Source organism: Haemophilus influenzae, from assembly GCF_900475755.1.
GTDB lineage: Bacteria > Pseudomonadota > Gammaproteobacteria > Enterobacterales > Pasteurellaceae > Haemophilus > Haemophilus influenzae_D.
The window spans coordinates 420,060-441,055 of sequence record NZ_LS483411.1; the positions used below are offsets into that span (position 1 = coordinate 420,060).

The 20,996-nt window shown below is 36.7% G+C and carries 18 protein-coding genes and 2 pseudogenes; 7 read left to right on the forward strand and 13 right to left on the reverse strand.

Annotated features, from left to right (window positions below):
• Positions 1-55 precede the first annotated feature (55 nt).
• From rpsG to cpdB, 4 genes are all read right to left on the reverse strand, one after another.
• Positions 56-526: a 30S ribosomal protein S7 gene (rpsG, locus tag DQN24_RS02145; protein ID WP_005626581.1), complete on the reverse strand. Its 471-nt coding sequence runs from the start codon at positions 524-526 to the stop codon at positions 56-58.
• A 156-nt stretch (positions 527-682) separates the two neighbouring features.
• Positions 683-1,057 (reverse strand): 30S ribosomal protein S12, encoded by a 375-nt coding sequence (gene rpsL, locus DQN24_RS02150; protein WP_005543325.1) that lies wholly within the window; start codon positions 1,055-1,057, stop codon positions 683-685.
• A gap of 181 nt (positions 1,058-1,238) precedes the next feature.
• The gene (gene mnmG / locus DQN24_RS02155; protein WP_111695327.1) at positions 1,239-3,128 is read right to left on the reverse strand and encodes a tRNA uridine-5-carboxymethylaminomethyl(34) synthesis enzyme MnmG; all 1,890 of its coding nucleotides are present in this window, start codon (positions 3,126-3,128) and stop codon (positions 1,239-1,241) included.
• 841 nt (positions 3,129-3,969) lie between these two features.
• Positions 3,970-5,943 carry a 2',3'-cyclic-nucleotide 2'-phosphodiesterase gene (gene cpdB / locus DQN24_RS02160; protein WP_111695328.1) on the reverse strand — a complete coding sequence of 658 codons (1,974 nt, stop codon included), beginning with the start codon at positions 5,941-5,943 and terminating at the stop codon, positions 3,970-3,972.
• Between the two features lie 228 nt (positions 5,944-6,171).
• On the opposite strand from cpdB, the gene DQN24_RS02165 reads away from it, so the two are divergent.
• The 4 genes from DQN24_RS02165 to potE all read left to right on the forward strand — a co-directional run bounded on the left by DQN24_RS02165 (position 6,172) and on the right by potE (position 10,513).
• Positions 6,172-6,321, forward strand: coding sequence for a peptide transporter (locus DQN24_RS02165; RefSeq protein WP_076773263.1), 150 nt, complete (start codon positions 6,172-6,174; stop codon positions 6,319-6,321).
• A 159-nt stretch (positions 6,322-6,480) separates the two neighbouring features.
• Positions 6,481-6,675: a leader peptide SpeFL gene (gene speFL, locus DQN24_RS09200; protein WP_197532058.1), complete on the forward strand. Its 195-nt coding sequence runs from the start codon at positions 6,481-6,483 to the stop codon at positions 6,673-6,675.
• 252 nt (positions 6,676-6,927) lie between these two features.
• A complete protein-coding gene (gene speF, locus DQN24_RS02175) occupies positions 6,928-9,090 on the forward strand; it encodes an ornithine decarboxylase SpeF (protein ID WP_111688826.1) in 2,163 nt (720 codons plus the stop codon).
• A gap of 106 nt (positions 9,091-9,196) precedes the next feature.
• The gene (gene potE / locus DQN24_RS02180) at positions 9,197-10,513 is read left to right on the forward strand and encodes a putrescine-ornithine antiporter (RefSeq protein ID WP_050949423.1); all 1,317 of its coding nucleotides are present in this window, start codon (positions 9,197-9,199) and stop codon (positions 10,511-10,513) included.
• 103 nt (positions 10,514-10,616) lie between these two features.
• Here potE and DQN24_RS09060 read toward each other — a convergent pair.
• The 4 genes and pseudogenes from DQN24_RS09060 to pepE form a co-directional block, all read right to left on the reverse strand.
• Positions 10,617-10,871, reverse strand: a pseudogene (locus tag DQN24_RS09060) (transposase); the annotation flags it as partial.
• Between the two features lie 40 nt (positions 10,872-10,911).
• Positions 10,912-11,190: a helix-turn-helix domain-containing protein gene (locus DQN24_RS02195; RefSeq protein ID WP_230304898.1), complete on the reverse strand. Its 279-nt coding sequence runs from the start codon at positions 11,188-11,190 to the stop codon at positions 10,912-10,914.
• Between the two features lie 154 nt (positions 11,191-11,344).
• On the reverse strand, positions 11,345-12,640 hold the full coding sequence (gene dcuC / locus DQN24_RS02200; RefSeq protein ID WP_042603616.1) for a C4-dicarboxylate transporter DcuC: 1,296 nt from the start codon (positions 12,638-12,640) through the stop codon (positions 11,345-11,347).
• Positions 12,641-12,657: 17 nt separating this feature from the next.
• Positions 12,658-13,362 (reverse strand): dipeptidase PepE, encoded by a 705-nt coding sequence (gene pepE / locus DQN24_RS02205; protein WP_012055130.1) that lies wholly within the window; start codon positions 13,360-13,362, stop codon positions 12,658-12,660.
• Positions 13,363-13,484: 122 nt separating this feature from the next.
• Between pepE and DQN24_RS02210 the strand changes: the two genes are divergently transcribed.
• Complete coding sequence (locus tag DQN24_RS02210) at positions 13,485-14,720, forward strand: Zn-dependent hydrolase (protein ID WP_111695329.1); 1,236 nt, start codon at positions 13,485-13,487, stop codon at positions 14,718-14,720.
• Between the two features lie 36 nt (positions 14,721-14,756).
• Here the strand turns inward: DQN24_RS02210 and DQN24_RS02215 are convergent.
• The 4 genes and pseudogenes from DQN24_RS02215 to DQN24_RS02230 all read right to left on the reverse strand — a co-directional run bounded on the left by DQN24_RS02215 (position 14,757) and on the right by DQN24_RS02230 (position 18,885).
• Positions 14,757-15,214 (reverse strand): annotated as a pseudogene (locus tag DQN24_RS02215) (Lrp/AsnC family transcriptional regulator).
• Positions 15,215-15,303: 89 nt separating this feature from the next.
• Positions 15,304-16,833: a YfcC family protein gene (locus DQN24_RS02220; protein ID WP_005692792.1), complete on the reverse strand. Its 1,530-nt coding sequence runs from the start codon at positions 16,831-16,833 to the stop codon at positions 15,304-15,306.
• A gap of 105 nt (positions 16,834-16,938) precedes the next feature.
• Positions 16,939-17,871 carry a carbamate kinase gene (arcC, locus tag DQN24_RS02225; RefSeq protein WP_021034536.1) on the reverse strand — a complete coding sequence of 311 codons (933 nt, stop codon included), beginning with the start codon at positions 17,869-17,871 and terminating at the stop codon, positions 16,939-16,941.
• Positions 17,872-17,880: 9 nt separating this feature from the next.
• Positions 17,881-18,885: an ornithine carbamoyltransferase gene (locus tag DQN24_RS02230; protein ID WP_021034535.1), complete on the reverse strand. Its 1,005-nt coding sequence runs from the start codon at positions 18,883-18,885 to the stop codon at positions 17,881-17,883.
• A gap of 414 nt (positions 18,886-19,299) precedes the next feature.
• On the opposite strand from DQN24_RS02230, the gene DQN24_RS02235 reads away from it, so the two are divergent.
• The gene (locus tag DQN24_RS02235; RefSeq protein ID WP_021034534.1) at positions 19,300-20,118 is read left to right on the forward strand and encodes a Cof-type HAD-IIB family hydrolase; all 819 of its coding nucleotides are present in this window, start codon (positions 19,300-19,302) and stop codon (positions 20,116-20,118) included.
• The gene (gene crcB / locus DQN24_RS02240; protein ID WP_021034533.1) at positions 20,118-20,504 is read left to right on the forward strand and encodes a fluoride efflux transporter CrcB; all 387 of its coding nucleotides are present in this window, start codon (positions 20,118-20,120) and stop codon (positions 20,502-20,504) included. The genes DQN24_RS02235 and crcB overlap by 1 nt, the downstream gene beginning before the upstream one ends.
• On the opposite strand, the gene recX is transcribed toward crcB, so the two are convergent.
• On the reverse strand, positions 20,501-20,959 hold the full coding sequence (gene recX, locus DQN24_RS02245; protein ID WP_041175256.1) for a recombination regulator RecX: 459 nt from the start codon (positions 20,957-20,959) through the stop codon (positions 20,501-20,503). The genes crcB and recX overlap by 4 nt on opposite strands.
• Between the last annotated feature and the right edge of the window lie 37 nt (positions 20,960-20,996).

Consider the following 20,996-nt stretch of genomic DNA (forward strand, 5'->3'; position numbering starts at 1 on the left):
TTTATATAAGGGTAAGGCTTCATCAATGATGAAGCCCTTTAAATTCAAAAACTTATTACCAACGGTAGTGAGCAAATGCTTTGTTAGCTTCAGCCATGCGGTGAACGTCTTCACGTTTTTTCACTGCTGCACCTTTATTATCTGAAGCATCAGATAATTCGTTTGCAAGGCGTAAAGCCATTGATTTATCACCACGTTTACGTGCCGCTTCAACTATCCAACGCATACCTAATGCGTTACGACGTACAGGGCGCACTTCAACTGGTACTTGGTAAGTAGAACCACCAACACGACGAGATTTAACCTCAACTGTTGGACGTACGTTTTCAAGTGCAACTTCAAAAGCTTCTAAAGGCTCTTTACCTGTGCGTTGTGCTAAAGTTTCTAAAGCACCATAAACGATTGATTCAGCAACGGATTTCTTACCGTCTACCATGATTACATTAATAAATTTTGCAAGTAATTCTGAACCGAACTTCGGATCTGGAAGAATCTTGCGTGCTTCAACACTACGACGACGTGGCATTGCGAATTTCTCCGTATTTTAATCTTCAGGATATCCAAAACCCATCAGCAATATTTCTCATTGAGAAAATTTGCAGCGCAAAGCGCTTTTGACTGGAGTTTATGGTTTAAATTGTTTTGCTAATTTAGACGTTTGGCCTTACTTAACGGAGAACCATTAAGCTTTAGGACGTTTAACGCCGTATTTAGAACGACCTTGTTTACGATCTTTAACGCCTGCGCAGTCTAATGCACCGCGTACTGTGTGGTAACGCACACCCGGTAAGTCTTTAACACGACCACCACGGATTAATACAACACTGTGCTCTTGAAGGTTGTGACCTTCACCACCAATATAAGAAGTTACTTCAAAACCGTTAGTTAAGCGGATACGACATACTTTACGTAACGCTGAGTTTGGTTTTTTAGGAGTTGTAGTATATACACGAGTACATACACCACGTTTCTGCGGGCAAGCCTCTAATGCAGGAACGTTGCTTTTTACAACCTTTTTCACACGCGGTTTGCGTACTAGCTGGTTGATAGTTGCCATAAAAAAAGCTCCAGTTTAAATGTTATTCAATAATAGAATGTTGTTCAAAAAATCTACTTCCATATAGAAATAGACGGCGAATTTTAATAGTTTTACGCTTTATTGTCAATAATTAAACAATATACTCTAGGCTTAAAACTAGATTAAAATTTACCGCACTTTTGTTTTTTAATAAAAAACTTTATTCCCCACGTTTTAGCATGCCTTGTTTTTTCAAATTAACCAGAATAATTGAAATAGCAGCAGGCGTTATACCTGAAATTCGGCTCGCTTGTCCAATGGAAACCGGACGATGTTGTTCCAATTTCGCACGTACTTCATTAGATAAACCAGACACTTTGCTGTAATCAAAGTTAGCTGGAATAGCCGTATTTTCGTGGCGTTTTTGTTTTTTAATTTCTTCTTGTTGATGCTCAATATAGCCTTGATATTTAATAGCAATTTCTACTTGTTCTACGGCTTCTCTATCTTCCATTGCCGGTTTGTATGGCTTTAAAGAAGTCAAAATATCGTAGGTCATTTCTGGACGGCGTAATAAATCTTCACCGCTGGCTTCACGCACAAGTGGACTGCCAAGCACTTTATTGGCTTCTTCTAAATATTCAGAACGCGGATGCAGCCAAATGCTGCGTAAGCGCTGGCGTTCTTGCTCAATCTTTTCCATTTTTTGATTAAAGCGTGCCCAGCGAGCCTCATCAATCAAACCTAATTCATGGGCAATTGGCGTTAAACGAATATCTGCATTGTCTTCACGTAATAACAAACGGTATTCAGCACGAGAAGTGAATACACGATATGGTTCTTTGGTACCGAGCGTACAAAGGTCATCAACCAATACTCCAGTATAAGATTGATCACGACGTGGATACCATGCCTCTTTCTCTTGTACATAAAGACCTGCGTTAATCCCCGCCAATAAGCCTTGTGCCGCTGCTTCTTCATAACCGGTTGTACCGTTAATTTGGCCTGCGAAGAATAAACCTGAAATAGCTTTTGTTTCTAACGTTGGTTTTAAATCACGTGGATCAAAATAATCATATTCAATGGCATAACCCGGTTTAATGATGCGAGCTTTTTCCAAACCTTTCATGGAATTTACAATGCCCATTTGTACGTCAAACGGCAAACTGGTAGAAATCCCATTTGGATACACTTCGTTACTGGTTAATCCTTCTGGTTCCAAATAGATTTGATGTGAATTACGATCCGCAAAACGCATTACTTTATCTTCAATAGATGGGCAATAACGTGGACCGATCCCTTCAATCACACCTGTATACATTGGACTGCGATCCAAGTTATTACGGATCACTTCATGAGTTTGTTCATTAGTGTGGGTGATATAACAAGGAATTTGTTGCGGGTGATCAGATACCGATCCCATAAAAGAAAATACAGGTAATACAGCATCACCATGCTGTTTAGCTAAAATATCAAAATTGATCGTGCGTGCATCAATACGCGGTGGTGTACCTGTTTTAAGGCGATCTACACGTAATCCGAGATCTCTTAATCGATATGAAAGATTTACAGAAGCAGTATCTCCAGCACGACCACCTTCATAATTTTCCAAACCAATATGAATTTTACCGGCTAAGAAAGTACCTGCAGTTAATACCACTGATTTAGCACGAAAAATTAATCCCATTTTTGTGCTAACGCCTGTAACTCGATCTTGCTCAATTAGAATATCTGTCGCTTCTTGTTGGAAAATATCTAAATTAGGTTGATTTTCTAATGCTGTACGAACAGCTTGACGATATAAAACTCTGTCAGCTTGGGCACGAGTAGCACGAACTGCTGGGCCTTTACTACTATTTAAAGTACGAAATTGAATTCCTGCTTTATCTGCAGCATGCGCCATCAAACCACCCATAGCATCTACTTCTTTTACTAAATGACCTTTACCGATCCCACCAATTGCAGGATTACAAGACATTTGCCCTAAAGTATCTACATTATGTGTTAATAAAAGGGTTTTTAATCCCATTCGAGCTGGTGCAAGCGCAGCTTCTGTACCCGCATGGCCACCACCGATTACAATCACATCATAAGTTTCAGTGTAAAACATATCTATCTCTATTTATTCGGATCAAAAAATTGGCATTATTCTACAGAAATTTAAAACACCTGACAAAAAAAGAATGGATCTATTGATCCTTTGAAACATCAGGTTTGTATTAGTAAATAAGATCTCTTTTTATATATAAAGATCTTATTATTGTTACTATTAAGATCCTTTGTGATTGTGAGTAACCTTATTAGATCCTTACGGAAACTGGTGTTATAGGATCTAAAGATCTTGTGAAAATTCGATCATTTTCTTTAAAAATTTTGTGTGTAAAATAGAAAGTTATTAACAACTTTATTTTTTCTCAAAGTTACCAAGTGAGTAAAAACAGTTTTATGACAGGTTTTTATAAAGTTATCCACAATAAAAATTTTATTGATGCTGAGCTTTTTCTAATGAGAGTTAATGACTTGATACTGTAGTTACTACAAACTATCTTCTTCTTGAAGAATAAATAAAATAGTGATGGAAACAAAATAGAAGAAGTTTCTACAGTATAAAATAATCTCTCCAAAAAATGCCAGAAATGTGTTGTTTGCCTTTATAGCCAAATTTCTAAAAATAGAATAGTATTGTGCATTAGTTTTATAATTATTACTTTTTATATGGTAGTTCAGATAGCTATTTACATCTTTATTGAACCTATAATAGGTTGTTAGGCTTCGATAGAAATAGTCTCTTTATCAAAGTTAGCGGCAGCTTTGCTGGGGGTTGGGATTAATTTGTAAAATAAAGATAGATTGTGAATTGAGCAAAAATCTTTAAAAATTTAACCGCACTTTGGGAAGAAAAAATGCCACCTAAATTTTAATATTTAGACAGCATTTTATTTTACTAATTATTATTTAGATAAATCAATTTGATACACTGCAAAACCAATTTCATCTGTACCCATTTGTTTCATCGGGTATTGTGCTTTTTCTGCGATAAATTTCGCCGCTTGTTCGGTTGGAGATGTTTCAAAACGGACATCTAATTTATCGTTACCTGAGATAGGCACAAAACGCCAGTTTTTATCCGCGCTAGGGTTTACAGAACCTTCTTTTTCACTGGTTACTTTAATGTAATCAGCTAAAATTTGACGGTTTTCATCTGGTGATGCGTAAACAATATGTTGATCGCCAGTGCCTGGGAATTTATTACCGTAAGCACGATAGTTATTCGTTGCAATCAAGAATTCTGCTTTTGGATCAACCGGTTTGCCTTGATAAGTGAGATTCACTACACGATGCGATTCTGGGTTGATCAATTTACATTCACCATCATAACGTGCAGGTTTAGTTAGATCATATTCATAATTGACACCATCAATCACATCAAAGTTGTAAGTACGGAAACCTTCCCAGTCGATTAATGATTGTGGTTTATCACTTGTAGGGTCAATTTGTTTAAACATACCTGCACTGCACTCTAACCATTCTTTTAATTGTTCGCCTGTCGCTTTCACTACCACAAGCGTGTTCGGGTAAAGGTATAAATCCGCCGCATTACGGAAAGTTAATTCACCTTTATTTACTTCGGTATAACCCGTTGGGTCATTTTTACGACCACCAGCTTTAAATGGTGCTCCTGCACTTAAAATAGGTAAGCCAGCCATTGCTGCAACACTTGGTGCAACTTTTTCTACATACGCTTTTTGTGCTTGGTTCACTATTTGGATGGTTGGATCATCTTGCACTAATGCAAGATAGCTGTACATATTGTCTGTGGCTTTACCAATAGGTTGAGAAACAAACTTACGTGTAGCTTCGTGAACTGGTTTTAAAAGTGCGGTAATTTCTGGGTCATTTTCTGCAAGCACTTTTTTATTTTTAGCATCATAGATTGGACGAAGTACCGCTTTTCCAGAGGTAACAATCCATTTGCCTTTGTGTTCTGTTAAGCCTAAATCCACCACGCTGATATTATTTGCCCAGTAACCAGCCATACTTTCTGGTACGCCTTTTACGGTACCATTTACGATGTCTGCATTTGGTGATTTCGCAAATTCTTTATTTGGGAATAAACGGTGTGAGTGACCAAAAATAACGGCGTCAATATGTGGTACATCAGCTAGATAGAATGCTGAGTTTTCAGCACCTTCTTGATAAGGTTCATCAGATGGGCCTGTGTGAGCTAATGCAACGATAATATCAGCCCCTTTTTTCTTCATTTCAGGTACATATTTTTGCGCTGTTTTTACAATATCATGGGTTTCTACTTTACCTTGAAGGTTCGCTTTATCCCAAACCATAATTTGCGGTGGCACAAAGCCGATGTAACCAATTTTTAATTTATGTGTTTTGCCATTATTATCCACCACAGATTTTTCTTGAATGACATAAGGTGTGAAATAAGGTTCTTCTGTCCCCGCTTTTACTACGTTCGCATTCACAATTGGGAATTTAGCTTGTTTGATGGCATCTGCAAGATAATTGAGACCATAGTTAAATTCGTGGTTACCTAATGTACCCACTTCATAATTCATCGCATTTAAACAATCGACCGCAGGGTTAGATTTACCCTCTTTATAGCCTTGTGCAGCTTGATAGTCTGCAATTGGATTACCTTGAATTAGGTCACCGTTATCTACTAATACACTATTTTTCACTTCAGCACGTGCTTGACGAATAAGGCTTGCCGCACGAGTAAAACCGAATTTATCTGTTGGTGCATCTTTATAATAGTCAAAATCGGTCAAGAAACTATGAACATCTGTTGTTGCCACAATGCGTAAATCAACTTGTGTGTCGCTTTTCGCAAAAGCAAAACGGCTCGCACTTAACGCTAAAATGCTGCTTGCGCCAAGCTGGATGAAATATCTTCTGTTGATCATATGAGCTCCTGTTGTGTAAGAATCGGCAAGATTTTAAAGCTCTTTTATATATAAAGAAAGTGAAATATAAAGTTATGAAATGAAGTGTGATATGCATCACAAAATAAGGGATTGAATTTGGTTGCAAAACTTCACGTTTGGGACAAAAATAGGGTATCCAATCCAGTAAAAATAACTTCATTCACAGTAAGGTAGCCATTATTGATGGCATCCGATAAGGAGATCTCTATGGCTTTTAATCTTAAAAATAGACACCTATTGAGTCTTGTTCATCATTCAGAACGCGAAATTAATTATTTGTTAGATTTATCACGTGATTTGAAACGTGCTAAATATGCAGGCACAGAACAACAAAAATTAAAAGGCAATCAAGAATAATTTATCTCCATACTTTTTGTGGTTTTATTTTTATATAAAAATTAAATTTATTTTTTGATAATGATCACATTTTTTGAAAAATATTATTGACATGATATTTACACAAGCAGAGAATATACCTAACTAAGGTTAGTTTAGATAGAAAGAGGGAATTTTTCTATGCTACTTCGTACATATATACACAGATACGTCTATACGAAAGTATTGAGACTTTTATGGTTTAATCCGATAAAAGGTCGTTCTTTGATGGCGCATATCCGTCGTACACGCCATATTATGATGCCATCGCATCGCTCTTGCTTCTCATACTCAGTATTCGCTTCTCAAAATAAACCATCCAACACGGCTCTCTAAACAGAGTTGTTCTCTCTGTTTAGAGAGTCTCCATAGATTAATTTCTGAATATTTTTGTATTGTCTAGAACAGGCAAGAAATATTTTGTGAAATTAACTTAATCTTATTTAATTTAAAATAAAAATTCTTACTTTAGTTTTTTATATTAAAAAACTAGAGCGAGTTGTTTTATTCTAAATAAATCTATTGCGTTATTAAAATTAATAGCGCAGGGTAACTTTACGTCAAAAAAATAAATAAAAGGAGTTTATTATGCCAAACTTAAAAATTGCATATAATCCAAAAGTTGAACAATATTTCTCTACAAATAGAGAATTAGTTGAAATTACCAAAACAGACTTTACTGATGTTGCAGCTATCATGTTGACATCAGGGGATGTAGGTGAATACCTTGAACGTATTCAAGCAACAAATTTTGGTATCCCAGTATTTGTTGTTCAAACTGAAGAAGAACAAGTTGATCCGAAATTCTATGATGCTATTTATCATATTCAAGATTTAAATGGTTATGACATTAAGCTTTATAGCCGTCAAATCGAAACTGCTGCAAGACTTTATGAAGAAAAAATGTTACCTCCATTCTTCAAAATGTTAAGTGAATATGTAGAAATGGGTAATATTGCTTTTGACTGTCCGGGACATCAAGGTGGTCAATACTACCGTAAACACCCAGCAGGTCGTTTCCTTTATGACTTCTACGGTGAAAACATTTTCCGTTCAGATATTTGTAATGCAGACGTGAAATTAGGTGACTTGTTAATTCACGAAGGTGCAGCTTGTGATGCACAAAAATATGCTGCTCAAGTATTCAATGCAGATAAAACTTACTTCGTATTAAATGGTACATCTTCTTCAAACAAAGTTGCATTAAACGCAGTACTTGCTCCGGGCGATTTAGTATTATTTGACCGTAATAACCATAAATCAAACCACCATGGTGCATTAATTCAAGCGGGTGCAACCCCAATTTACTTAGAAACTGCACGTAATCCATTTGGTTTCATTGGTGGTATCGATAGTCACTGCTTCGAAGAAGATTATTTGAAATCATTAATTAAAGAAGTGGCGCCTGAAAAATTAAACCAAAAACGTCCATTCCGTTTAGCCGTTATTCAATTAGGTACTTATGACGGTACAATTTATAACGCACGTCAAGTGGTAGATAAAATTGGTCATCTTTGTGACTACATCTTATTCGACTCTGCATGGGTAGGTTATGAACAATTCATTCCAATGATGAAAGACTGCTCTCCATTATTGCTTGAATTAAATGAAAATGACCCTGGTATTTTAGTGACTCAATCTGTTCATAAACAACAAGCAGGTTTCTCACAAACTTCACAAATTCACAAAAAAGATAAACACATTAAAGGTCAAGATCGTTATGTAAACCACAAACGTTTCAATAATGCCTTTATGTTACATGCGTCAACCAGTCCGTTCTATCCATTATTTGCGGCGTTAGATGTTAATGCAAAAATTCAAGGTAGCGAAGCGGGTCGTCGCTTATGGCATGAATGTGTGAAAGTAGGTATCGAAGCGCGTAAATTAGTGTTAAATCACTGTGAATTAATTCGTCCATTTATTCCAACCACAATTAAAGGTAAAAAATGGCAAGATTATGATACAGAAGAAATTGCAACTAATCTCGAGTTCTTCAAATTTCACCCAACAGATACATGGCATAAATTTGAAGGTTATGCTGATGAACAATACTTCGTTGACCCTTGTAAATTCTTGCTTACCACACCAGGTATTAGCTTAGAAACAGGCGAATATGAAAAATTTGGTGTACCAGCAACTATTCTTGCTAACTACTTACGTGAAAACGGTATTATTCCGGAAAAATGTGACTTGAACTCAATCTTATTCTTGCTCACTCCGGCAGAAACCCTCACCAAAATGCAAACTTTGGTCGCTCAAATCGCCTTGTTTGAAAAACACATTAAACAAGACTCTTTATTAAAAGATGTATTGCCAACTGTGTATAAAAACAATGAAGACCGTTACAAAGACTATACTATCCGTCAATTATGCCAAGAAATGCATGACCTTTATGTAAGCCGCAATGTAAAACAACTTCAAAAAGACCTATTCCGTAAAGCAACATTACCGGAATATGCGTTAAATCCACACGATGCGAATATTGAATTCGTTCGTAACAAAGTTGAACTCGTTCCATTGACTGATATTGTTGGTCGTGTGGCTGCGGAAGGTGCATTACCTTATCCTCCAGGTGTGTTATGTGTGGTGCCTGGAGAAAGATGGAGTCCAACTGCACAAAAATACTTCCTTGCATTAGAAGAAGGTATCAACACATTACCTGGTTTCGCACCTGAAATCCAAGGGGTTTACTTACAAAAAGACCCTGATGGACGTACTCGTGCATATGGCTATGTTTTAACTGACTATTAATAAAGTGAGGTTGTGAGGATCTTCCTCATAACCCTCTCAGCACAAACAAAAGAAAGTGCGGTTAAAAACATCTGATTTTTTGACCGCACTTGTAGGAGTATAAATTATGAGCGCTAAAAGTAATAAAATTGGTGTAGTACAACTCACCATTCTTACCATGGTTAATATGATGGGTTCCGGTATCATTATGTTACCGACCAAATTAGCCGAAATTGGGACTATTTCCATCGTTTCTTGGCTTGTAACAGCCGTTGGTTCAACAGCCTTAGCTTATGCATTCGCACAATGCGGTATGTTCAGTAAAAAATCTGGTGGTATGGGCGGTTATGCGGAATACTCTTTCGGTAAAGCCGGTAACTTCATGGCTAACTACACTTACGGTGTATCATTAGTTATTGCGAATACAGCAATCGCGATTTCTGCGGTGGGTTATGGTTCAGAGCTTCTCGGCGCAACCCTTTCTCCACTTTCTATCGCATTATGGACCATCTTCACCCTTTGGCTTGCAACCGTTCTTAACTTTGGTGGTGCAAGAATCACCGGTAATATAAGTTCATTTACTATCTGGGGCGTAATTATCCCTGTAGTTGGTATTTCTATCATTGGTTGGAAATGGTTTGATGGTTCAATGTATGTAAACTCTTGGAACCCACATAATGTACCAACTTTTGAAGCGATCGGTGTATCTATTTCAATGACATTATGGGCGTTCTTAGGGTTAGAATCAGCTTGCGCTAACGCAGATGCAGTTGAAAATCCAGAGAAAAACGTACCAATCGCAGTACTTGGTGGTACTTTAGGGGCAGCGGTAATTTATATTGTTTCAACTAACGTGATTGCAGGTATTGTACCTAACCTTGAACTCGCTAATTCAACAGCACCATTCGGTTTAGCCTTTGCTCATATGTTTGATGAAATTGTCGGTAAAGTTATCATGGTCTTAATGGTGATGTCTTGCTTTGGTTCATTATTAGGCTGGCAGTTCACTATTGCTCAAGTATTCAAATCTTCAGCAGAAGAAGGTTATTTCCCAGCATTTTTCAAAAAAGTTACCAGTAAAGATGCGCCTGTTGTTGGTATGATTACTATTACTGCGTTACAAACTTTACTTTCTTTAATGACAATCAGCCCATCATTAAATAAACAATTCAATGTGTTGGTGGACTTAGCAGTGGTTACAAACGTCATCCCATACTTGCTCTCAATGGCTGCTCTCGCAGTATTATTGAAAGAGGAAAATGTTGCGCCACAAAAATATAAAACAACCGTTTTTGTTGCCTTTATTGGTTCACTCTATAGTATCTATGCACTTTATGCAGCCGGTGAACAAGCGATGTTATATGGTTCAATTGTGACCTTTATCGGTTGGACATTGTATGGTTTTGTTTCTTACAAATTTGACCTTAAAAAATCTCAAGCTTAATTAAAAAAAGAAAAGCCTACATCTTAATGTAGGCTCTTTCGAGTAGTAATAAGCTAAGTACAAAAGAGCGGTTGAAATGATCTGACCCCAAAAAGTTAGACTGTCATTTAAAGGATTGTTTTCGATATTGTACCGGACTCAGTCCTTTTAATTTTAGTTGAATCCGTCGGTGATTATAGTAATCCAAATAATCCCTGACGGCATCAACTATCTACTCTCTATTGTTAAATTCCCGACCATAAAAACATTCCGTTTTTAATCTCCCAAAGAAACTTTCCATCGCAGCGTTATCCAAGCAATTCCCTTTTCTAGACATACTTTGAATGATACCATGTTCAGCCAAGATTCGACGATAAGCTTGTCATCCCAGGTCTGAATGTAAAATGACACCACAAGCTTTATTTAATCCTTTGCTCGGCTTCGTCCTGAAGTCTGAGTCTTCTCAACTCCTTTAGGTAAGCTACCTCCTCTTCAAGCTGTAAAATTCTCAAACGTAAACGGTCTTCTTCAGTTTTGGGTGGTGGCATTTTTGCATATTTAGGTTTCATCGGCAGTCGTCCTGATGGTTTACTGGGAATAAGTCCTTTTATGCTACTTTTTTCAAACCGTTTCAACCACGTCCCGACTAAGGCGTTGGAAGGAATATTATAAAAACGTGCAGCTTCTCTAATACTCATTTTCCTATTCCTATTCAAAATAGGTTGAATAACCTGTAATTTAAATTCGATTGTGTAGTGTTTACCCATAAAAAATCTGCACCTCAATTGTTGGTTTGGTTAGCCCAACTTTTGGGGTGCAGATCAATAAAGTGCGGTCAATTTTTTACTATTTTTACAACATAAATAATGCTAAGAATAAAACAGCAAGTATCATGCCTGGTGCGGTACGTTTTACCATTTCTACTGGGCTTACCATAGCAAGGCCTGCACAAACAATGGTTACACCTGCAATTGGTGAAGCTGTACGACCGATTGCACCAGCAATTGCTGCTGCCATACCAAGATTTACGTGAGTGTAGCCGAGTTCTACAGCATGTGGCGTGACGGCTGTATTAAAAGCGATAGCTGCTGCATCGCCAGAACCTGTAATTAATCCCATTAAGAATGGTCCAATTGTTGCACCCCAACGTACAAATTCGTTGGATTCTTTTAAGAAAGAAATTGCCGCATCCACTGCGCCCGTAGATTTTAATCCTGCCACAAATACACTGGCTGCAATGATAATACCAAGTACGTTTGCATAAGAATTTCCCATACCATTGAAAAATTCTTCAGTAATTTTTACTGGAGAAATACGAGTGACGATAATGCCGTAAATTGCACCAATCAGCATCGCTTGAGGAACGCCCATTTTAGTCCATTCAAGACCCGGTACTTGTTGTAATGATGTTCCACCAATCACTAAAATAACTAATGGTATTAATGGTGCAAGGGCATAAAGTACATTGACACCTTCAACAACTTTAATTTCATTTTCTTTTTGTTCTGCAAGATAAGCTTGGCGATGTTGTTCACCATAATCTTTAAAAACAAGCGCAAGAATTGTTAAAACAACCGCACCTATTGCTCCCGCAATCATGTTATATGGCGCATGTGAAAGGTTTACTTGAGTGATAGTTAAGCCTGACATTTCACTAATCATTGCTGAGTGAGAAGAACCTGGGCTCATCATTGATCCAAAAGTTCCTGCTAAAATAGCTGCACCAGCAGTAGCTGGTCGAACACCCGCACTTTTTAAAACAGGAATTAATGTTGCACCAACCGCAGCTGCACAACCAGCAGCAGAAGGAATAGCAATATTGATGAAAAAGGTGATGACTGTTGCAATCGGAATTAAGAAGAATTTTAATCCGCTTAATGGTTTGGTAAGTAAATGCACTAGATGAGTGTCACATTGAGTGTATTTCATTACATAAGCAAAACCCATACTAGAACAGATGGCCATAATTAATCCGCCAGATGTCATGCTTTTGGCAAAAGCATCTAATGCACCCATTGGATTCAGCGTCAGAATGGACATTATTAAACCGACACCAATCAAAACTGTTCGGGTTTCGGCTTTTTTAATCAGAAAATAAATTGTGGCAATAATGCCAATCACTGCAACGATGGATTTGAATAATTCCATTATATGTTCCTTTTAAGTTAATAAGAAAAAGTTGTATTGATATCAAATGTGCCACATTCCATATTTTCACTGAAGCACAAAATAGGATTTTCACCCAACACAGTTGCCATTTCATTTTGTATATGAAGTGCAGAACCTTCAGGCAATGCATATACAAGTGCGGTTGGATTAACGAGTAAAAATTCAGCCAAACGTTCTTCTCGGCTTTCGCCATTATGACCTTGCATTTTACCTGAAATAAAGTGCGGATTAATTTGATGAGGAAAAAGCTGTAATGCTTGAAATGAAGGAGGATAAGTAATCGGCATATCATTCGTTGTCATAATGGATGCACCCACTACATTTGCCCCAGCACTCCAACCAAAATAAGGCGTACTGTTATTCACTTTTTCACGAATGATATCAATTAAATTGTGTTCATAAAGCTGTTTTAACAAACAAAATGTATTCCCGCCGCCAATAGCGATGACATCTGCTTGTTCAATAATATCTCGATGCTGTTTACCATGATGAACGGAAACAATATTCATCTCTAAATAAGAAAGTGCATTTTGCACAGTTTTTTCGTATTCATCAAAAGTGCGGCGTACCCCAGCATAAGGCACAAAAGCAATTGTTTTACCACGATAATCCGCCAAGAAATTTTGTAACCAAGGTAGAGTGTGTTCAAGATAACCTGTGTTCTTGTATTTTGAGCTACTGAGCAGTAACATGTTTTTCATTTTCTACTCCTTTTTATAGGTATTTAGAAATACCGATATTACGCTTAGAAAAGGTTAATTTTCAACGAAAAATTATTATTGTTTGACGAATATCAAAAAATAAATCATATCAGGAGAAAACTATGTCAATTAATCTTAATCGTGTTCAAAATTTAATTGAAAAACTGGCTTTTATTTCATCAGTACCAAACGAGCTGACTCGCTTAGCTTTTACAGAGGAGGATGAAAAGGCCCATAATATGATTATTGAATTATGTAAAGAATATGATTTATCTATTCGTCGAGATTCAATTGGAAATCTTTTTATTCGTAAGGCAGGTAAAGAAGATTTTTTACCTGCAGTTGCATTCGGATCGCATATTGATACTGTTGTGAATGCGGGTAAATTTGATGGTCCTTTGGGATCTGTTGCTGGGTTGGAAATTCTTTTGCAATTGTGTGAACAGAATATTCAGACTCGTTATCCTTTAGAATTGATAATTTTTACTTGTGAAGAATCGAGTAGATTTAATTTTGCTACATTGGGTAGTAAAGTTATGTGTGGCATAGTAAATCAAGAAAAATTAAGTTTGTTACGTGATAAACAAGGAAAGGGTTTATCAGAAGCTATGGCTGAAGTAGGAATGAATTTTAATTTGATTAATCAAGCAAAACGTGATGCAAAGGAATTTAAATGTTTTTTTGAACTTCATATAGAACAAGGCCCTCGTTTAGAGAATGAAGGAAAAACAATAGGTGTTGTGACAGGTATTGCTGCTCCAATTCGTGCAATTGTTAAAATTAAAGGACAAGCGGATCATTCAGGAGCAACAGCAATGCATTATCGTCATGATGCATTGTTAGGAGGAGCTGAATTATCACTTGCTATTGAGCAATCGGCTATTCAAGCTGGACATTCTACAGTAGCTACTGTAGGTAATATTACAGCTAAACCAGGAGTAATGAATGTTGTGCCAGGATATTGTGAATTATTAGTAGATATTCGAGGTACACATGTACAAGCTAGAGATTCTGTATTTGAATTATTACAAGAGGAAGTTAGTAAAGTTTCAGAAAAAAGAGGATTATTAATTGAGTTGCAACTTATTTCAAAAGATAATCCAATAGTATTACCTGAAAATATGGTAAACCAAATAGCTGAAACTGCACATTCCCTTGGTTATTCTTACGAAATAATGCCAAGTGGTGCTGGACATGATGCAATGCATATGGCAACACTTTGTCCGACAGGTATGATTTTTGTTCCATCTCATTTTGGAATTAGTCATAACCCTCTTGAATTTACAGATTGGAAAGATATAGAGGCAGGAATTAATGTTTTACAAAAAGTTATATTAGAACAGGCTGAAGTTTGTTAATTATTATAAAAACTCGTATAAATAATACGAGTTTTTTTATAAAGGCAACTCAGTTGTTGACTTAACCTTTTTTAGAGTAACTTCTGATTTTAAGGTTTTAATGCCAAGCCTGGAATTAAGATAGGTGGTTTTAATGTGGTTAAACTCTTCTAAATCTGATACACAAAGTGTCAGAAGAAAATCGAAGGTTCCTGCCATAAAATGGCATTCGGTAATTTAAGGGATTAGTTTCACTTCAAAAATTTTAATTCTGGATCTTCTTCAAAGAAAGAACCTAATACATAAACAATAAGATGACAATTTATTTTCTTGGGATTCAATAAGGCAACATAACTATCAATTACGCCGCTTTCTTCCAGTTGATTTACTCGGCGTAAACAAGCTGAATTTGAAAGTCCTATTTCGTTAGCCAGTTCATTATTTTGTAATCGACCATTGCGTTGCAATGCTTTAAGAATACGGGTATCAATATTATCAAAGCGTTTTTTAAGCATAGTAAATCCTTTTTATGTTAACAAAAAAGATAACCTAGTATAAAAGAAACCGCCTAGAAAAACTGTGATCTAGGTGGCAATTTGACTAATTAAACGCTATATAAGGATACTTGTACTACCAGTAAAATAGATCCGATTAGTAATAAACATCCAATCATAGGCATCACGAATTTAACCCATCTATCAAACGGAATATGCAACATTTGGAGAGTCACCAATACTAATCCTGTTGGTGCCAAGAATAGCATTGCATATTGTCCCCAGTTGTAAGCGGAAACCACGATATCGCGTGGAATACCCACTGAGTCAGCAAGTGGAGCCATAATTGGCATTGAAAGCACGGCTAAGCCTGAAGAAGACGGCACGATTAAGCCTAGGAAAATAAATACGACTAATTGACCTAAGATGAATACGCTACCTGGCATACCGCTAACTACATTAGACATATAATCAAGGATGGTGTCAGAAATCATACCTTGTTCGAGTACTAAGTTTACGCCACGAGCAAGACCAATGATTAAGGATACGCCTACTAATTCTGATGCACCTTCAGTGAAAGATTCCACAATATCTTTTTCAGACAAGCCACTGATAAACATAATGATGATAGTAATGGAAAGGAAAGATGCAGCCATTTGAGGGAACCACCATCCGCCAACCATTACACCCCAAATCATAATAGGGAATGCAATGCAGAAAAGCGTTAAGATTAATTTGTGACGAGCTGAGAATGCGATAGTTGCATTTGGATCAAAGTTCTTCATATAACGTTGGCGAAATTCTTCGCGATCGTCATAAGTGAAAGAAAAACTTGGGTCAGCTTTGATTTTTTTACAGTACCAATAAAGATATACGATTACGCAAGTTGCCCCCAAAACTAAACCTAGAGCACGGAAACCAATACCTTCAGTAAATTGAATACCAGCTGCATTTGATGCGATAACAACGGAGAATGGGTTAATTGTAGAGAATGCAGATCCCATAGATGAAGCAAGGAATATAGCTCCTACACAGACTATTGCATCATATCCCAGAGCTAAGAATACCGGCACCAGAATCGGATAGAATGCCACTGCTTCTTCTTCGATACCACAGGTTGTACCGCCTAACACCATTAAAACAGATACGCTGAATACAATAAAAAACTCATTGCCTTTGGTTTTTTTCACGAGAGCCATCAAACCGGCATTAAAAGAACCGGTACGGTTAATGACACCAATCATACCACCTAATACAAAGATAAAGACCATAACATCAACGGCTTCGATGGTGCCTTCAACCATACTTTTGGTGATATCTTCAATGCCTTTATGGTGTTGTTCTACACGTTGATAAGTACCAGGAATAGCGATTGGTTTTTTGATCACGCCTTCGGTGAAATTGGAGAGTTTAATTTTTATATTGAGATTATCAAGAGTGTCTGTTGTGGCGGGATAAGTTTTATCATCAACGCCATAAGCTTTGACCACAAAGACATTATCAGTGGAATTATATGTTAATTTTGAATATGAACCAGATGGAATTATCCAGGTTAATCCAACAGCGAGAATTAATATTGCAAATAAAATGGTAAACGCTGATGGGAAATTAAACGTTTTCTTCTTTTTGGACGCATCCATAGCGAGCTCCTTATGTGTAACGTTTAAAGTGCGGTTGGTAAAAACATCGGTTAAACCGACCGCACTTTTTACCTTGAGAATGGCTTCTCAAAGTTCCTTTATTATTTAAGCATAGTAAGAAATGCCTTCAGCTTTTTTCGTAATACGAGTACCAGCTTTGCCTTTCACAATGTCCACAATATTAGATAAAGAGCCTATTACTGCATCTTTTCCTGTTTGTTTTGCAAAGTTGATGGCTGCTTGTACTTTTGGCCCCATAGAACCTGCTGCAAAACCAAGTTCTGAAATTGCTTCAGGTGAGGCAACTGAAATTGCTTTTTGAGTTGGTTTTCCCCAATCTACGAAGGTTGCTGAAACATCAGTTGCAATGATGAATAAATCAGCATCAAGATTTTCTGCAAGTAAAGCTGAACATAAATCTTTGTCAATAACGGCTTCAACACCTTGTAAATTATGCTGTTCATCATAATAGGTCGGAATGCCCCCCCCCCCCGCACAAATGACGATACTGCCTTTTTCAAGCAACCATTTTACTGGGCGAATTTCAAAAATACGTTTTGGCAATGGGCTTGGCACAACGCGACGATATTTATCTCCATCTTGTGCGATAGACCAATTTTTTTCTTTTGCCAAACGTTCAGCCTCTTCTTTCGTATAAACAGGACCAATTGGTTTAGTTGGATTTTTGAAAGCTGGGTCGTTGATATCAACTTCTACTTGAGATAATAACGTTGCAAATGGCACTTCAAATGGAACTAAATTACCGAGTTCTTGTTGAATCATATAACCAATCATTCCAGCTGTTTCTGCTCCCAATACATCTAAAGGATAGGTTGGCACATCAGTATAAGCGGCACCTTGTAAAGCGAGCAAACCCACTTGTGGACCATTACCGTGTGCTATCACTAATTCATTATTTGGCCAAATCTTAGCAATTTGCTCACAAGCAATGCGAACATTTTGTCGTTGATTTTCGGCTGTCATTGGTTCTCCGCGTCGTAATAACGCATTACCGCCTAATGCAATCACTATTCTCATACGTTTTCCTTATGCCAAACTTGCTACCATTACAGCTTTAATTGTGTGCATACGGTTTTCTGCTTGTTCAAATGCAATGTTCATTGGCGATTCAAATACATCTTCAGTCACTTCAATACCATTAGCTAATTCAGGATATTTTTCAGCAATTTGACGACCAACTTTGGTTTCGCTGTTATGGAAGGCTGGCAAGCAGTGCATAAATTTCACTTTTGGATTATCAGTGCGTTTCATTAATTCAGGTGTTACTTGATAAGGAAGTAATAATTTAATGCGTTCGCCCCAAGTTTCTAATGGTTCACCCATTGAAACCCACACATCAGTATGAACAAAATCAACACCTTTCACCGCTTTGTCGATATCTTCAGTTACGGTAATACGAGCGCCGCTTTCTTTCGCAAATTTTTCGCACATTTCCACAAGACTTGCTTCTGGTAATAAAGCTTTAGGTCCACAAATCCGCACATCCATACCCAATTTTGCACCAATTAATAAAAGTGAATTACCCATATTATTACGAGCATCCCCAATATAGACATAGCTAATTTCGCTTAATGGTTTGTCGCAATGTTCAATCATGGTAAGTACGTCGGCAAGCATTTGTGTTGGATGGAATTCATCGGTTAAACCATTGAATACTGGCACCCCAGCATAATCAGCAAGTTCTTGAACGATACTTTGTTTAAAGCCACGATATTCAATTCCATCATACATTCTGCCTAATACGCGGGCGGTATCTTTCATACTTTCTTTGTGGCCAATTTGGGAGGAGTTAGAGTCGATATAGGTGACTTGTGCGCCTTGGTCATAAGCGGCGACTTCAAATGCACAGCGTGTGCGAGTGGAGGTTTTTTCAAAGATGAGTGCGATATTTTTGCCTTTTAATTTTTGTTGTTCTATGCCTGTATATTTGGCTCGTTTCAAATCTCGGGAGAGATCTAAGAGATATTTAATTTCACGTTCTGTGTGATGAACAAGACTAAGTAAATGTCTGTTTTTCATATTGAAAGCCATAATAATCTCCTTGTTTTTTGACTATCCATTGGGGAATAAACATACATCATTCGAGGTACTGCTTGTTGTTCGAACACTTGTATTATAAGAGAGGTAAAATGAAATTTGTTATCGTTTTTCAACTGGTAATTCCAGTATGTAGAATTTTATTGCGAGATTTTTAGCTTTATTAGAATTTATATTCATTCTAATAAAAATAAACTAACTCTTTATTGGTATTTGTTTAATTTCTAATAGTAGATCAATTTAAACGAAAATATGTTTTAGCTTATTATTGGATAAAGAGGAATGTGTCTATTGATGCTTAATAAAAGTGCGGTTATTTTTATTACAGTTTTTAATACATTGATCTTCAGCAAGTACCATTTGTATATTTAGTGATATGATAAGCATAGTTTATTTTTTGAGGTTTTTATGAATTTACCTTTTCGAGCAATGGTGTCTGATTTAGATGGCACGCTTTTAACACCTGAACATTTAGTGGGTGATCTTACCATTGATACGCTGAGAGCATTAGAGCAAAAAGGCGTAGATATTATTTTGGCAACAGGACGTAATCATACCGATGTGTCATCCATTCTTGGAAAAATTGGTGCGGAACGTGCGGTTATGATTACATCAAATGGTGCTCGTGTACGGGATTTACAGGGTAATTTGCTTTATAGCAATAGCTTACCTGAAGAATTAGTTCTCGAGCTTTACAAAACGCCATTTGATACGTCCAAAGTATGCATGAATAGCTATCAAGATGAAGGCTGGTTTACTAATAAAGATATTCCTGCAATGCGTCAGTTCCATAAAGAATCTGGATTTGATTATAACGTAGTTGATTTTTCCAAACATCATGGACGTGGGACAGAAAAAGTCTTTTTTATTGGTAAAACTCCAGAGGATTTAGTTGAAGTAGAAACTTATTTACGAGATAAGTTTGGTGATGTAACGACAATTGTTTATTCTGCATTAGCTTGTTTGGAAGTAATGAATAAGAATGTTTCAAAAGGGGATGCATTAAAACATTTACTCGAATCACGAGAATATGAGTTAAAAGACTGTATTGCTTTTGGTGATGGAATGAATGATGTAGAAATGCTTTCTTGGGCTGGAAAAGGTTGCATTATGAAAGATGCTGATATTCGTTTAAAAACGGCTTGTCCAGATTTAGAAGTTATTGGATCAAATAAAGAAGAATCAGTCGCTTGTTATTTGCGAACTCAATTTGGATTAGATTATTAATGCAGGCATTATTATTCATAAGTTGTGGTGCAATATTAGGCGCGTCATTGCGTTGGACTATAGGATTGTTATTTAATCCTTTATTTTCTTCCTTTGCTTTTGGGACTTTAATCGCTAATTTGCTTGGTTGTTTAATTATTGGTGTATTACTTGGGATTTTTTGGCAATTCCCACAAATTAGTTCTGAATGGCGGTTATTTTTAATTACCGGTTTTTTAGGATCGCTAACTACATTTTCGTCTTTTTCTTCCGAAGTTGTGGAATTATTTTTTAATGACAAGTGGTTAAATGGATTTTGTGTATTGATTATGCATTTATTTGGATGTTTAGCTATGACTGGGTTGGGCATTTGGATATATAAAATTTGTTCTCAACTTTTACATTAATCCCATTCACTTTGGTTTTGCCCAATTAAATCAGCAAATTCATCGCTACGAAATCCGTGTGATAGCATATATTGCCAAATTTTTTGTTTCATTTTAGGCGTTTGCTGTTCGTTGTAATTTGGGAATTTTTTACGTAACAAGTTCTCAGCCATTTCATACCAATCAATTTCTGATTCCATTAAAACTTCATCAATAATATCAGAAGACACACCTTTTAATTGGAGTAATTCTTGTCGAATTCTTCCTACACCATAACCTTTTTGCGCGCGTGAATTTAGATAATTTTCTGAAAAACGACGATCACTTTGCCAATTTTTTGCTTGGCATTGAGATAAAGCTTCATCAATTTCTTCTTCCGAAAAGTTCTTTTCCTGCATTTTATTGCGGAGTTCAAATTCACTATATTCTCTGCGTGTAAGAAGATTGACTATGTAATTAAAAGCAAGGGATGACAAGGAATGATTCCTTTATTTTTATTGAGTTGATATAAAG